15 protein-coding genes are annotated in these 15077 nt (G+C 46.2%); 11 read left to right on the top strand and 4 right to left on the bottom strand.

What is annotated here, in order from left to right; all coding sequences use genetic code 11:
* The first annotated feature begins 134 nt into the window (after positions 1-134).
* The 7 genes from glgB to BN1080_RS15480 all read left to right on the top strand — a co-directional run bounded on the left by glgB (position 135) and on the right by BN1080_RS15480 (position 7967).
* A complete protein-coding gene (gene glgB / locus BN1080_RS15510; protein ID WP_052653515.1) occupies positions 135-2018 on the top strand; it encodes a 1,4-alpha-glucan branching protein GlgB in 1884 nt (627 codons plus the stop codon).
* A complete protein-coding gene (locus BN1080_RS15505; RefSeq protein WP_199876635.1) occupies positions 2008-3156 on the top strand; it encodes a glucose-1-phosphate adenylyltransferase in 1149 nt (382 codons plus the stop codon). Before glgB ends, BN1080_RS15505 begins: the two co-directional genes overlap by 11 nt.
* Positions 3153-4178 (top strand): GlgC family sugar phosphate nucleotidyltransferase, encoded by a 1026-nt coding sequence (locus BN1080_RS15500; protein WP_052653513.1) that lies wholly within the window; start codon positions 3153-3155, stop codon positions 4176-4178. The genes BN1080_RS15505 and BN1080_RS15500 overlap by 4 nt, the downstream gene beginning before the upstream one ends.
* On the top strand, positions 4175-5617 hold the full coding sequence (glgA, locus tag BN1080_RS15495; RefSeq protein ID WP_052653511.1) for a glycogen synthase GlgA: 1443 nt from the start codon (positions 4175-4177) through the stop codon (positions 5615-5617). The genes BN1080_RS15500 and glgA overlap by 4 nt, the downstream gene beginning before the upstream one ends.
* 38 nt (positions 5618-5655) lie before the next feature.
* Positions 5656-6465: an SDR family oxidoreductase gene (locus BN1080_RS15490; RefSeq protein ID WP_052653508.1), complete on the top strand. Its 810-nt coding sequence runs from the start codon at positions 5656-5658 to the stop codon at positions 6463-6465.
* 154 nt (positions 6466-6619) lie between these two features.
* A complete protein-coding gene (locus tag BN1080_RS15485; protein WP_052653506.1) occupies positions 6620-7702 on the top strand; it encodes an MBL fold metallo-hydrolase in 1083 nt (360 codons plus the stop codon).
* A gap of 4 nt (positions 7703-7706) precedes the next feature.
* On the top strand, positions 7707-7967 hold the full coding sequence (locus BN1080_RS15480) for a DUF3006 domain-containing protein (RefSeq protein WP_052653504.1): 261 nt from the start codon (positions 7707-7709) through the stop codon (positions 7965-7967).
* A gap of 50 nt (positions 7968-8017) precedes the next feature.
* On the opposite strand, the gene BN1080_RS15475 is transcribed toward BN1080_RS15480, so the two are convergent.
* From BN1080_RS15475 to BN1080_RS15460, 4 genes are all read right to left on the bottom strand, one after another.
* Positions 8018-8317 carry a DUF3219 family protein gene (locus tag BN1080_RS15475; RefSeq protein ID WP_110925671.1) on the bottom strand — a complete coding sequence of 100 codons (300 nt, stop codon included), beginning with the start codon at positions 8315-8317 and terminating at the stop codon, positions 8018-8020.
* Between the two features lie 13 nt (positions 8318-8330).
* Positions 8331-9503, bottom strand: coding sequence for an acyl-CoA dehydrogenase family protein (locus tag BN1080_RS15470; protein ID WP_052653502.1), 1173 nt, complete (start codon positions 9501-9503; stop codon positions 8331-8333).
* Between the two features lie 91 nt (positions 9504-9594).
* Positions 9595-10659: a YkvI family membrane protein gene (locus BN1080_RS15465; protein ID WP_052653500.1), complete on the bottom strand. Its 1065-nt coding sequence runs from the start codon at positions 10657-10659 to the stop codon at positions 9595-9597.
* Between the two features lie 296 nt (positions 10660-10955).
* On the bottom strand, positions 10956-11282 hold the full coding sequence (locus BN1080_RS15460; RefSeq protein ID WP_052653499.1) for a YflT domain-containing protein: 327 nt from the start codon (positions 11280-11282) through the stop codon (positions 10956-10958).
* Between the two features lie 120 nt (positions 11283-11402).
* Between BN1080_RS15460 and BN1080_RS15455 the strand changes: the two genes are divergently transcribed.
* The 4 genes from BN1080_RS15455 (at position 11403) to BN1080_RS15440 (ending at position 15002) form a co-directional block, all read left to right on the top strand.
* Positions 11403-12137, top strand: a complete 735-nt coding sequence (locus BN1080_RS15455; protein ID WP_052653497.1) for an MBL fold metallo-hydrolase — start codon at positions 11403-11405, stop codon at positions 12135-12137.
* A 143-nt stretch (positions 12138-12280) separates the two neighbouring features.
* Positions 12281-13252 carry a cation diffusion facilitator family transporter gene (locus BN1080_RS15450; RefSeq protein ID WP_052653495.1) on the top strand — a complete coding sequence of 324 codons (972 nt, stop codon included), beginning with the start codon at positions 12281-12283 and terminating at the stop codon, positions 13250-13252.
* 86 nt (positions 13253-13338) lie between these two features.
* Positions 13339-14346, top strand: coding sequence for an LLM class flavin-dependent oxidoreductase (locus tag BN1080_RS15445; RefSeq protein WP_052653492.1), 1008 nt, complete (start codon positions 13339-13341; stop codon positions 14344-14346).
* Between the two features lie 17 nt (positions 14347-14363).
* Entirely contained in the window at positions 14364-15002 is a 639-nt protein-coding gene (locus BN1080_RS15440) for an NAD(P)-dependent oxidoreductase (protein WP_052653489.1), read from the top strand.
* Positions 15003-15077: the final 75 nt, after the last annotated feature.

The following is a 15077-nucleotide window of genomic DNA, read 5'->3' as shown; positions in this document are numbered from 1 at the left end:
ACTCTTTTGAGCTTTTCGGCCGCTTATTTTCACTGTTTTTCAATTATTCCGATTTTTTACAAGGGTTTTACATTCAGCGTGTAGAATAAAGTTAATTGGGCAAGGGGAAGAATGACGATTTGGAGGTGCTTCTTGTGAACGGTGATAAGGCTTCTCTGAATGAGAAGGAAGCGGCAAATTTCCATAATGGGCAAATGTCCGATGCTTATCGATATTTCGGTCCGCATCTTCAGGACGGAGGGACCCGATTTACTCTTTGGGCACCCGATGTAGCCCAAGTGGCTGTCATCGGTACTATGGGTGAGCAAGAACCGGAGCGGTTTGAAATGAAGCCGTTGCCGTTTGATCCAAGTATTTGGGAAGTCCGGATTCCACGGAAGCTTACTGGATTTAAATACGAATACGAAATTGAAACCATGGAGGGGAAGCGGATCCGAAAATCCGACCCTTATGCGCGGGCCAGCGAAATGAGGCCAGGCACTTGTTCAATCGTCCCAGCTGATTCTGTATTTACGTGGAGCAAAGAAATTTTACTGCAAAAACAGCTGCTCTTCCAAAATCATTTTGAAAAGCCTCTAGCGATTTATGAATTGCATATGGGAACGTGGAAGAGGGCGCCGGATGGTTCTTTTTTGACTTACCGGGCCATTGCCGAAGAATTGATTCCGTATGTTAAAAAACACGGGTTTACTCATATTGAAATCTTGCCGATCACCGAACATCCTTTAGATGAATCGTGGGGTTACCAAACGACGGGGTATTTTTCGCCGACAAGCAGGTACGGCACGGCTGAGGACCTAAAATATTTCAGCAATGAATGCGCGAAAAATGGCTTAGGCCTTTTTTTAGACTGGGTGCCTGGCCATTTTTGCCAGGATCTCCATGGATTGGTTTTATTCAACGGGGCACCGCTCTATGAAGACCGCCGGAAGGAAAGGCGAAAAAATCCAGAATGGGGAACCATGAACTTTGACATCAATAGAGGGGAAGTGGTCAGCTTTCTCCTGTCGAGCGCACATTACTGGCTGCATGAATTCAAATTCGATGGGTTCCGGATGGATGCCTTGATGAAATTATTATTTGTTCCGAATGACCCGAGGCGTGTCCACAATGAAGAAGGCGCTGAGTTTTTGAGGAAATTGACCGCGAGCATCAAGCAGCATCATCCCGATTCTATCTTAATCGCAGAAGATGCGTGGCATTATCCAAATGTCACCGGCAAAACCGAAGACGGGGGAATCGGCTTCGATTATAAATGGAATTTTGGCTGGATGCACGACGTCTTAAGCTATATGGAGACGCCTCCAAAAGAACGGCCTGAAAAGCATCAAAAATTGAATTTCTCCCTTATGTATTATTACGATGAACGCTATGTGTCGATATTTTCCCATGATGAAGTGGTGCATGGGCAAAAATCGCTGTTGAATAAATTGCCGGGGAACAAGGAAGAAAAATTTCATCAACTGCGCTTGCTTCTAGCTTTCTGGATGACCCACCCTGGAAAAAAACTTCTATTCATGGGCCAGGAATTCGGGCATGACGACGAATGGGAATTCCAGCCGGAGCTGGACTGGTTTTTGCTAGATCAGCCCTCCCACCGCCAAATGGACGCCTTTACGAAGGAACTTTTGGCTTTTTATAAAAAGGAGAAGGCACTATTTGAGTTGGACAATGACCGGGCGGGTTTTGAATGGCTGGACCCCGATAATCATGAACAAAGCGTTCTTGCTTTTATCAGGAGAGGGAGAGCCGCGGAAGACGAATGCATCGTCGTCGGGAATTTTTCAAACAGGGATTACAGTGGATTCGAGGTAGGTGTTCCGCTGCCGGCTTTATATGAACGCGTTTTTTCCACGGCATCGCCTTTGTATGGTGGACGGGGGACGGAAAAAGGGGAAGCGGCTGCTAGAAATGTTCCAGTCGATGGCCAGAGCCAGTCGATTGCGATTGAATTGCGGGCTTTTGCCATGGAAATATGGAAGAAAAAATCGGATGGGAGTGAAAATTATGAAGAATAAAGTGGTGGCTATGTTACTCGCTGGAGGGCAAGGGAGCCGTTTGAAATCCTTGACCTACAATATCGCTAAACCTGCGATTCCGTTCGGCGGAAAATACCGGATCATCGATTTTCCGCTATCGAACTGCATGAATTCTGAAATTCATACAGTCGGCGTCTTAACGCAATATCAGCCTCACGTGCTCCATAATTACATCGGACAAGGAATTCCATGGGATTTGGATAGAAGAAGCGGTGGTGTCACGATGCTTACTCCCTATACAGAGATGGGCGGGCTCAAGTGGTACGACGGAACGGCGAATGCGATCTACCAAAACATGCACTATCTCGTGGAACAAGATCCCGAATACGTACTGATTCTATCAGGGGACCATATTTACAAGATGAATTATCAAACCATGCTTGAATTCCATAAAGAACAAAATGCGGATGTCACGATTTCGGTTATCGAAGTGCCGTGGAAAGACACCCACCGCTTTGGCATCATGAACACCGACGAGAAGCTGAACGTAAAGGAATTTGTTGAAAAACCCGAAAACGCAGAAAGCAATTTGGCTTCGATGGGGGTCTACATCTTTAATTGGCAAAAACTTAAAAAGTATTTGCAGCTGGATAATGAAAACGAGAATTCTTCACATGATTTTGGAAAGAACATCATCCCGCTTATGCTGGAAAACAACGAAAAGATGGTCGCTTATCCGTACAAAGGCTACTGGAAAGACGTCGGGACCGTAGATAGCCTATGGGAAGCCAATATGGATTTGCTGGATGAAACGTCGGGCCTGAACTTGCATGATCCCGGATGGCGGATTTTCTCTTCTAATCCGCAGCTGCCGCCGCAGTTTATCGGCGAACATGGCACCGTCCAGGATTCTTTGGTCAATGAAGGCTGTGTTATTGAAGGAGAAATTGAAAAATCGGTCATTTTCCAGGATGTCCAGGTGGATGAAGGTGCGTCGCTCAAAGAATGCGTTGTCATGAGTGGCGTGAAAATTGGGAAAGGCGCCCAGCTTCAGCGTGTCATTATTCCGCCGGGGCTGTCGATTCCCGAAAACTATCAGATTCCGGATCAAAAAGAAGAAATTGTTTTGTTGACGGAAGAGGTTTTACAGAACTGGAGAAGAGGTGAAGGTCAATGAGATTAATGGCAGTTATTGATGCATCTGTAAGGATGTCTGGCCTGGAAGATTTGACGATGTACCGTTCCACCGCATCAATTCCTTTTTCTGGGCGTTACCGGCTCATCGATTTCGCCTTGTCGAACGTGGTGAATTCGAATATCAACCTCGTCGGCGTTTTTCCGGCTTATCCCTTTGTTTCTTTGCTGGATCATATTGGAGTAGGAAAAAGCTGGGATTTGAATCGCCGGAAAGATGGCTTGTTTTTCCTTCCGGGCTCCCAGAAAGTGGGCAATTACGTAAGCGTCGGCGCCTTCTCCATGTTAGGTGAACATCGTTCGTTTTTTGTAAAAAGCAGACAGGAGCATGTGGTAATCACCAATTGCTTTACTGTGGCGCAATTGGATTTTGAAGAAATGCTGGATGCCCATCTAGCTTCCGGCAAGGATATTACCGAAGCCATTTGCGAAGATGGCACCCATTTGAAGAGCTATATCCTTTCCAAAAAATTGCTGCTGGAATTGATGGAAAGCTATGAAGAAAAGAAAGTCATCAGCATTGAAGATGTAGTAAACCGCAAAAAAGCGCCGTATACATTCAATACGTACACGCATGACGGGTTTGTTGCAGTGATTGATTCAACTGAAAATTATTTCAGGTCAGCAATGTCATTATTGGAAGCAGGGCAAAGAGAAAAGCTGTATCTAAAAGACCGCCCCATTTATACGAAAGTGAAAGATGAGCCCCCGACTAAGCATTTAAAGGGTTCGCAAGTAAGCCAAGCATTAATCGGAAATGGCTGTACGATTGCTGGAAGTGTAAAGAAAAGCATTATTAGCCGAGCCGTTTCCATTCAAGAAGGCGCCCGGTTGGAAAATTGCATCATTATGCAAAAGAGTAAAATTGGAAAAAATTGCGAATTAACTTGCGTAATTGCCGACAAAGATGTGGAGATAGATGACGGAGTTGTATTAAAAGGGACTTGGCAGCAACCCATTGTTCTCCGCAAAGGTGAGCGGGTGACAAAGGAGGATGTTCAATGAGAATTGCGATGGCTGCAGCGGAATGCGCTCCTTTCGTAAAAACAGGCGGACTCGCTGACGTAATGGGTGCTTTGCCAAAAGCGCTTGCAGAACTGGGCCATGAAGTAATGGTGATTTTGCCGAAATATACATTGATTTCTGCCGAATATGAAAAAGCGTTTCAATTTAAAGGAGATCTGGAAGTGCCTTTTAAAGGGCAAAGAGAAGCCCATTCCATTTTTGAATATCGGATGAACGGCGTCCAATTCGTCTTTGTGGAAAATGACGCTTATTATGCACGCGACCAAATCTATAGCCAAGCAGATGATGCCGAACGCTTTGCCTTTTTCAGCCGTGCCGTATTGGCGGTGTTGGAAGCGGAAACCGAGGCATTGGATGTTTTGCATGTCCATGACTGGCATACGGCCATGCTTCCGTTTCTGTTAAAAGAAGACGAGCAGTATGCTGCGCTTCGTCCAAAGACAAAAACGGTCTTGACCATCCACAACCTTCAATTCCAAGGCTATTATTCCAAAGAAACAGCCATGGAAGAATTCGAGTTGGCAGCGCGTTATTTTGAAGAGGGCCTGATCGAATGGCGCGGCAACTTCAACATGCTGAAAACAGGGATTCTATATGCCGATCAAGTAACGACCGTCAGTCCGTCTTACCGTGATGAAATTCTAACGGAGTCTTATGGAGAGAACCTTCAAACGCTCCTTCAAAAGAGGGCGGAAGACTTAGTCGGAATCTTGAATGGAGTCGATACCGTCTCATACAACCCGGCAGCAGATTTGATGATCGAAATGCCGTATGACCAGACGACAATGGAAAGGAAAGCGGTCAATAAACGTGCCGTCCAGCTCCGCTTTCATTTGCCGGAGCAAGGTGACATTCCGCTCCTGACCATGGTTTCCAGGCTGGCAGGCCAAAAAGGGATCGATGTTTTGGAAGAGACGTTGCCGAAACTATTGAAAACTCAAGACGTACAATTTGTGCTGCTCGGCTCAGGCGAAGCGAAATACGAGCAGTTTTTCCGGCAGCTGGCTGAAGAGCATCCGGAAAAAATAGCGGTCCACGTAGGGTTTGACGAAGAGCTCGCCCATCTGCTTTACGCAGGCGCCGACATTTTCTTGATGCCTTCCCATTTTGAGCCATGTGGATTGAGCCAATTGGTTTCCATGATTTACGGCACGGTTCCGGTAGCGAATAAAACCGGGGGCTTAAAAGACACGGTGGTGGAGTACGATGAAGTGCTGCGCTCAGGAAACGGCTTTTTAAGTGATTTTGAGGAGCAGCAAAGTTTTGAAGATGCTTTGAAACGGGCATTGAACATGTACCATCATGCCGAACATTGGGAAATCATTAAACGAAATGGCATGGAAGGGGATTATAGCTGGAGCCGTTCCGCTGAGGAATACAGCCGGTTATATGAAAAGCTTAGCAATAAACAAGAGTAGAAAAAGCTTAGAGGATGAAAGTGAGGAGGAGGGAACGAATGGCAGATATGGATTTCAATAATACGGATTTAAAGGACTATAAAGCGAGTGGCGCTCTCGAAGGCAAAGTGGCCATTATTACAGGTGCAAACAGCGGGATTGGCCGCGCTGTAGCCATTGCCTACGTGAAAGAAGGCGCTAAAGTGGTGATCGGCTATCTCGATGATGAAGAAGCGACAGCCGAAACCCTGGAAGTCATCAAAAGCTATGGAGGAGAAGCGAAAGCGTTGAGCGGAGATCTTGGAAAGTCGGAAAACTGCGACAAACTGGTCCAATTCGCGCTCGAATCATTCGGCCAAATTGACATTCTCGTAAATAATGCGGGCTATCAATATCCACAGACTTCTCCGACCGATATTACAGATGAACAGCTATTGAAGACGTTTGAAATTAAAGCCTTTGCGATGTTCTATTTGGTCAGAGCCGCCCGTCCCCATTTAAAAGACGGTGCCCGGATCATCAATACGGCTTCGATCAATGCATACCGGGGCCATTCGGATCTCATTGACTATTCCGGAGCGAATGGAGCGATGGTTTCCATGACGCGTGCGCTTGCCCGCCGCTTCGTCCGTGAAGGAATTGCAGTGAATGGAATTGCACCTGGTCCGGTGTGGACGCCATTGATCACGAAGACTTTTGGTGATCTCAACCCTGATGTTGGGGAAGACTTCGGCAAGGATGTGCCAGCAGGGCGCCCAGCCCAGCCATATGAATTGGTGAAGGCTTTTGTCTTTCTGGCAGACCCGCAAAATTCGTACATGACGGGACAATTCCTCCATATGAACGGCGGAGACTTCATGTCCACTTGATTTGGCCACTTCCAAAAGGCTGCAAGGGAATTTCTTTGCAGCCTTTTGCTTTGGGCACTTTTAGAAGCCTCTGGCATTTTTGCTTTCACCCACTGATAGAGAAAGCCCATCAGAGGGTATGGTAAAATGCCACGACGAAAAGAGGAGAAGAATCTTGAAAAAATACATTTTGATTTTATTAGTTGCAGTTGCAATCGTCGGCATTTTCGCTTTCCACTGGTTCCAGCAGCAGAAAGAAAACGGTGAAGGCGGGAATTCTGCAGCTGTTGAAGGGGAGCTTGCCGTTCATTTTATTGACGTCGGCCAAGCAGATGCCACTTTGCTGGAATTTGGGGATTATGCCATTCTGATTGATGCAGGCGATTGGAACAGTACGGATGCCATCGATTATTTAACAGAGCAGCAGCTGGAGAAAATCGATATTGCCATTGGCACGCATCCCGACTCGGATCACATTGGACAATTGGGTTCCATCATCGAGCAGTTTGACGTGGGTGAAGTATGGATGTCTGGGAACGAAAGCACATCCAATACATTCCTCAGCACGTTAGAAGCGATTGATGAAACGGGCACGGATTATTACGAACCGCGCAGTGGCGAAGTTTTCGATGTCGGCCCGGTTGAATTGGAAGTTCTCTATCCGGAAGAAATCACCGGCAAGGCCAACGAAGAATCGATTTCTTTAAAAGTGACATTTGGAGATGTCCGTTTGATCTTCACCGGTGATGCCGGTGTCAAAGAAGAGCAGAAGATGATAGAAAGTGGCGCTGACTTGGATGCAGAAATTCTCCACCTTGGCCATCATGGGTCGAATACATCGACGAGCCGCGATTTTTTGAAAGCTGTATCTCCCAAAGTCGCCATTTACAGTGCGGGCATTGACAACTCCTATGGACATCCGCATGCCGAAGTCATTGCTTCTGTGGAAAACGAAGGCGCTGACGTCTACGGCACGGATGTAAACGGGACGATTGTGCTCCGGACAGACGGAAACAGCTACGAAATCGAAACAGAAAAAGAAGGAATCGCGGTCGAAGGGAAGAATCGCTGCATCGACCTGAATCGGGCTTCTTCAGCCGAACTGCAGGAAATCGAAGGCATCGGTCCCGCTTTCGCTGAAGATATCGTTAAAAGCCGTCCTTTTGCTTCGCTTGAAGAGCTCAAAGAAATCAAAGGCATTGGGCAAGGGAAATTAGATGATATAAAAGCCCAAGGCCTCGCTTGTGTAGGGGAGTGATTGAATGAAAGGGATGCTGAACCGGATTGAAGACGGGTGGGCGGTCATTCTGATAGAGGAAGAACAAAAGGAACTCCTTCTCCCTCTCAGCCAGTTGCCGGAAGGTAGCCGCGTGAATTCATGGTTTGATATTGAACTGGAAGGAGAAGATCTTTGCTCCATTTCCTTGGATGAGGAAAGTCGGGCGGCAAAAGAACAGGAAGCGCGGGACTTAAGAAGAAAATTGAGAAGAAGGAGCCGAGGCAGCCGCTTTAAAAGAAAATAGGGAATCAAAAAAGGGGCCGCGGCTTATAGCTGTGGCTCCCTTTTTGATTTCTATGCTTTCTCCGTCAATTCCAAATGGTAGTCCGCTACTTCGTTTGGGTTGTAAAGATTTGTCGTATCGGTTGAATAGTTCGAGATGGCAGCTTGAAAGTCCAAGTTTTTTTCCGGAACTTGAACACGGAATTCCATGCCGTACAATAACACGGCAATGTCGTGGTAATCTTCGCTCGTCACGTTGAAATCGATGATGATTTTTTGCAGCGTTTTTTTAGAAACGCTGTCGGCCACATGTTCTTCCATAAAATGAAAAGCCTCGATCACTGTTTCGTTAAGGTGCACTTGAATTGTCAATTGGCTTCACTCCTTATTTATTGGCTGGATTTTCTTGTTTTTCCTGTGAGATAGATTGGATGGCTTGGTTTGCCAGTTGTGCTTTGACCATGTCTTCCATTGGCGGATTGTACAGGCCGGCCCGGATATTCAAGTAATGGCGATGCATCGGATTAGCTTCTGAAAGTGCTCTTGAACCGACAATTTTCATCGCCTTATCGACGATGCCCATGGCCGCCTGTGTGACAGCGATTTTCGTTACGTTCAAAGCTTCATCCATCGCTGCTCTATCGCTTGCTTGAAGATAGCGTTCAACGGTTCCGTATAATAAGTGGCGGGCAGTCGTTAGCTCCAATTCCATTTCTCCGATGAGCTGGCGGATGTTCGGCGTTTCTGAAATCGGTTTTCCGAGGGAAGCCGGTTCATAGGAAACGGCGAATTCAATCGCCTGCGTGCGGGCGGCAGCAGCCATTCCGATATAACAAGCGGGAATGTGGAGCAGCCATCCTTTTCCAGCGGCTTTGGCGCCGCTCGGTTTTAAGATGAAAGAAGAAGGAACCCTCACGTCTCTCATCACTAACGTATGGCTCGCTGTGCCTCTCATGGCTAGCATATCCCAAGTTTCATCGATTGAAACGCCTTCTGTTTTGCGCGGAATAATAAAAGTTTCAATCTGTTCCTCATCCACAGTAGCCGTCACGAAAATGAAATCCAATACAGGGGCCATGGAAGTATAGGTTTTTTCGCCGTTGATTACCCACTCATCGCCGTCTTTAACAGCAAAGGTCCGTGGAAGTGCACCGCGCGCCGGGCTTCCCGCATTGTTCTCAGTGGCCGCTGTATTGATCAAAGCACCTTTTCGGATCTCTTCTGTAAGCCATGCGGCACTGTCCTGATGCCAATGCCGGTTTTCAGCGTATTCCAAAATGATTCCGGCATGCCATCCGATAGAAAGCCCGGTAGCTCCGGAAGCTTGAGAAATCGCTTCTTGCGCCAGTATGTACTCATAGAGGCCGAAGCCTTGCCCGCCCATCTCTTTCGGAAGCGTAAGGGTATGATAGCCAAGCTGCTTCAATTCATTTATATTCTCATAAGGAAAAGATCCAATAGCATCCAGCTCCGGTTCGCGCTTTTGAAACGCAGGAGCCAATGCATGAATTTGGTTTATCAGTTCTTGCTGTTGAGGTGTTTTAATAAAAGTATCCATAAAAAAAGTTCTCCTTCCGGAATGCTCTATTAAAACCATAACATGAAAAGCCGCCAAAGCAGTTGATGGATGCTTTTGCGGCTTCGATACGCTATTTGGTTGGAGCTGTCTGGACTTTCGGTTTATTAAAATCGGCATAGACCAGTGCCGCTACCAGGAAGAACCCAAGATAGCCGACGATCGGGTAGAACTCGTTGACAAGTTTAGTGAATCCGACAAAGCTCAAGATAAAGGAAACAACCCCAACGATAACAACAAATCCTTTGAATTTCGGTGTGCCCGATGGAACAAAGCGGGCTGCAAAGGCATAGATCATGCTGACGGCGGTATTGTAAATCATGCCGAACAAAATGATCGACATAAACACGCCTAAAGTTGGTGAGATGTCATTGGCAATTTGAAGCATCGGCATATCAGCATCGCCCACACTTTCGATTTTTGAAAAAATCGCTAAATGGCTGAGAATAATCAAAATCCCCAAGCCCAATCCACCAAATAATCCGCCACGTGCAGCGATTTTTTCATCTTTTTCGGTGCTGCCCATGACGATGGACATCGAAGCACCTACTGCAATGTTAAAGGATGCATAATTCAATCCGGCCAAGAACCAGTTGGAAACAGCCGAAAGTTTTTCGTTTGCAATTGGATCTAATGTTGCAAAAGATGAATCGCCGGTAGCCAAGCTGTAGATGGCCAAAATGACGACCATCAAAATGAGAAAAGGCGTAATGCTGCCGATGATTGAAATGACTTTTTCGACATTCAGCATGATGGTCAAAACGACCAGGACGATCATTAGCGTGCTGCCAAGAACCGCTGGAAGGCCGAATTGCTGTGAAAAAATCGAACCGGCTCCAGCTACCATCACAACGCCAACGCCAAACAAAGTTAAAATAATTATGTAGTCCACGATTCTTCCCAATATTTTTCCGCTGATTCCGTAGATGACTTCTTTATGTGAAGGTTGCTGCATCCGGCTTCCGAGCCTTGTTAAATTCATTCCCAAATAAGCAAATAAAGCAGTCGAGATAAGGGCTGCAAAAATTCCCATCATCCCAAAACTTGTAAAATATTGCAGAATCTCTTGTCCAGAAGCAAAACCTGCCCCGACAATGATGCCGATAAAAGCGCTTCCCATTTTCAAACTCTTCTTCATAAATTTCCCCCTTGAGGCTTTTCTCCTGCAGGAAAGCGTTTACTTGTCTGTAGTTAGAAAATTAACCTTTTTCAAATATAGCAAATAGTTGTAATCGATACAATGGACAAGATGATACAGACCTTTTACTATGCCAATTTTACTAACAAAATAAAGAGAATTTAGAAAAGAAAGAATAATGAATGGGGATAAGCAGATTTTTCTAAAGGATAAAAGTTATATTGAGATAAAAATAATAAGGAAGGAGAGTATGGGGGCATGAAAAACCCTCTTGCCTTTCAGCAAGAGGGAGGGGCTTAATTATTCTTATTGGCGATGATGACGAGTTTGCCTTTATCCAGTTCTTCTTCGAATTCAGCGGCTTCCTGTTCGGTTGTTCCGGCAGCTGCAATTTTGGCGCGAAGTTCATCCCCGCGAGAAACGGTCATGTTTTTCATGCTGTCCAGGAATCCTTGCTCCTTCATGCCCACGCTTTCGGTGTCCAGTGCAGAAGAAATATCTTTTTCGCGCTTTTTGTCGTGTGCAAAGATATAAATGTCATCATGCGAATATCCTTGCGCTTGTAATTTTTCAATTTCTGCTTTTGCTTGTACGGCGTTTTCTACTGTTAGTTTTACTGTCAAAGTAATCCCTCCAATGTTTTAACTGCTCCCTTTTTATATACCCTGAGCGAATCTCTTTAAACAAACACAGGACAATGGCTGCGTTATAATAGGAAAAAATAGTTTGGGAGGAATTCTTTTATGAAAATCACAACTATAGGGATTTGGGGAGGCTATCCCAATAAAAATGAGGCCACTTCCTCATTCCTGATCGAAGAGGAAGGATTTCGCTGCTTGGTGGACTGCGGAAGCGGTGTTCTGGCCGCAGTACAAAACTACACCGAATTGAAAGATCTGGATGCGGCCATCATCAGCCACTATCACCCAGACCATATTGCGGATATTGGCGTTTTGCAGCACGCAGCAATGGTCGGCATGCAACTCAAAGAATGGCAAACTCCATTCCCGATCTATGCCCATAACCGAGACCCGGAAATGTTTGCAGCACTTTCCTATAAAGGCGTGACGGAAGGGAAGGTGATCGAAGCAGATCAGCCTCTTCAGCTCGGGCCGTTTGAAGTCGCATTTTGCGAAACCATTCATCCTGTTTATTGTTTGGCGATGAAATTTACAGCAAACGGAAAGTCTGTAGTCTTTACAGCGGATACCGAATGGAAAGACGACCTGATCGAGTTTTCGCGCGGAGCCGATTTGCTTGTATGTGAATCGAATTTATACGAAAAATATCGGGGCATCATCAAAGGGCATTTGAGCGGAAAACAAGCAGGCGAACTGGCTGAACGGGCTGGGGCCAAGCAATTGAGGCTCACTCATCTGCCGCAATACGGCGAATTAGGCGAAATTCTTGAAGCAGCACGCTCCAGTTTTAGCGGAGATACAGAATTTGCAGAAATAGGAGCAGTTTACGAGATTTAAAGCAGCTTTAGAAAAGCAGGGCTTAGGAAAAATTGAGAGCCCTCTTTTTCATGGGTTTCTACCGCACCGGTGCAGGGAATAAAATAGAAAAGCTTTCTGAGTTTACATAAAAGTTGTGAGGCCCAGAAGAATGGAGGATTTTTATGAAAGAATTTTTTGGATTGCTTAAGGGAGGGAACAAGTCCGCTTTTTGGGCTGCCATTGTCAATACGATGGTCGCGGTCATTAAGACAATCGCTTACCTCATTACAGGAAATGTCGCGATGTTCGCCGAAATGATGCACAGTTTTGGGGATGCGGCGAACCAATTATTCGTCTTTGTCGGCTCGGCATTGAGCAAAAAAGCGCCTACCGAAAAATTTCCGGGCGGTTTTGGGCGCTTAGTCAATTTAGTGCTGCTAGGTGCAGTGCTGATTGTCGGCGTACTGGCCTATGAAACCATTATCGAAGGAATCAATCATATTTCGGATGCCGTCCATACAGAAGATTGGTTCTGGTTGAACATCGGCGTCCTCGGTGCGTCGGCTCTGTTAGAAGCTTTCGTGCTCAATAAAGCCATGAAAGAAATAACCGAGCACCTTCCGAAAGAACAGACACGCGGATTAAAATATATCCCGCTCAGCTACAAAAACGTAAAAGGGGCTAAACCTGCGACCAAACTCGTTTTCCTGGAAGATAATGTAGCGGTAGGAGGAGCGGTTCTGGCTCTGGCGGCTATTGTCATTTCCACGTATACGCCGTTCCATAGCGCGACCGGCTATGCTTCGGTCATTATCGGTGTCCTGCTCATCCTTGTAGTGGGGCGGGTCTTCCTCGACAATGCGGCAGGCGCGCTTGGTGTAGCGGATGTGAAAATGCAGGCCCGGATCGGCGCAAAAGTTCTGCAGCATCCTCAAGTTGCAGACATTCAGGATTTGGACGTTATAAAAGAAGGCGACCATTTCCACGTGGAGTTGAAACTGGAAGTGGACCCGGGCATGACGATTGCCGAAGCGGATGATTTGCGGGATTACATTGAGAAGCGGATTCGGGACGGCGTCCAGGGAGTAACGGATGTCATTATCGAATTTGACGAAGACGATAAAATCCCTACATGGATGAACACGACTGAATGATTCTAAGGCCATAAGCAGATAGCTTGTCTTCGAGATATTTTGGTTTTATGGTTAATGAACATCTCCTCTTGAAAGGAAGTCATTAAATGAATCAAAATATAAAACCGGTGCCCGTATCCGTTTTGGATCTGGTCGCCATTTCAGAAGGACAGACAGCAAAAGAGGCATTGGCTGATATGGTCAGCTTGGCGCAGCATGTTGAAAAATTGGACTACAAACGCTTTTGGTTGTCTGAACACCACAATTCACCGACTTTAGCCAGTTCAGCTACGTCCATCTTAATTTCAAAAGTGCTCGATAATACAAACACGATTGAAGTAGGGTCTGGCGGTGTTATGCTGCCGAACCATACTCCGCTTGTCGTTGCTGAACAATTTGGAACACTGGAAACGATGTATCCTGGCCGAGTGAATTTGGGGCTTGGGCGCGCACCGGGAACGGATATGCAAACAGCGCATGCACTGCGCCGGACAACGCAAGAAACAGCTTATGCTTTTCCGCAAGATGTCGTAGAACTGCAAAATTATTTGAAGCCGATTGAACACCAAGGACTGGTGCATGCTTACCCTGGCGTGGGCACCGAAGTTCCGATTTTTATCCTGGGTTCAAGTACATCCAGTGCGCAGTTAGCCGCAAGACTCGGCTTGCCGTATGTATTTGCTGCTCATTTTGCACCTCAGAAATTGGAGCAGGCGCTGCAAATTTACCGAACCCAGTTTCAGCCGTCCGATTATCTGGCCCAACCATACGTCATGGTTTGTGTGAATGTCGTGGCTGCAGAAACGACGGAGGAAGCTCAAAAACTTTCGACTTCGAGCCACATGTTTTATTTGAATGTTGTAAGAGGTACGAAAAATCTGCTTCAGCCGCCGGTCGATTCAATGGATGGCAAATGGAGCTTGTATGAGGAAACGATGGCTAAAAATATGTCGCGCTACACATTCCTTGGCGACCGCGAAGCCGTCGCGGGCCAATTAAGGAAGTTTATGGGCGATATGCAGATTGATGAATTGATGGCTGTGTCCTATATTTATGATCAAGAAAAAAGAAAGCGTTCGTTTGAAATTTTAAAAGACGCGATGGATCAAATCTAAAAAAAGAGGTGCTTTAGATGAAAATCGGAATTATTGGAGCAAGCGGAAAAGCAGGCGGAGTCATTATGAAAGAAGCGCTTTCCAGAGGTCATGAAATTACGGCTATTGTGCGGGATGCTTCAAAAATTGAAGAGGAAAACGTACAGATCTTGGAAAAAGATGTTTTCAGTTTAACTGCAGAAGACCTAAAGCTGTTTGATGTTGTCGTAAATGCTTTTGGTGTACCGCCGGAAAAAGCGGAGCAGCATGTGGAAGCAGGGCGAAACCTGATCCAAGCGCTGCAAGAAGCGCCTGGTACGAGATTAATTGTAGTCGGAGGAGCAGGCAGCCTGTTTGTGGATGAGGCCCGAACGACCCGCCTGATTGAAACGCCGGAATTCCCGGATGCTTTTAAAGCGATCGCGTCTAACCAGGCGCAGAACCTGGCAGATCTTGAAGCATCGGAAGGCATCGAATGGACTTTCCTAAGCCCTGCTGCTTTTTTTGATGCGGAAGGCAGACGGACCGGAAGCTACAAGATAGGCGAAGATAGCATCACGGTGAATACAAGAGGAAAAAGCTATGTCAGCTATCCTGATTATGCCATTGCATTAGTGGATGAAATTGAAAATCCGCGCCATTTCAATAAACGCTTTACAGTTGTATCGGAAAAATAGTTTTTACATTCGCAATGCCTTAATCATGCTCGGCGGCAGAAAAAGGAACGCTTCCCGGTTCTGCCGCTTTTCAGC

The organism is Planococcus massiliensis (assembly GCF_000821325.1).
In the GTDB taxonomy this organism is placed as follows: domain Bacteria; phylum Bacillota; class Bacilli; order Bacillales_A; family Planococcaceae; genus Planococcus; species Planococcus ruber.
The sequence above is the reverse complement of the archived record's forward strand: the minus strand, read 5'-3'. Positions and strand labels throughout refer to the sequence as shown.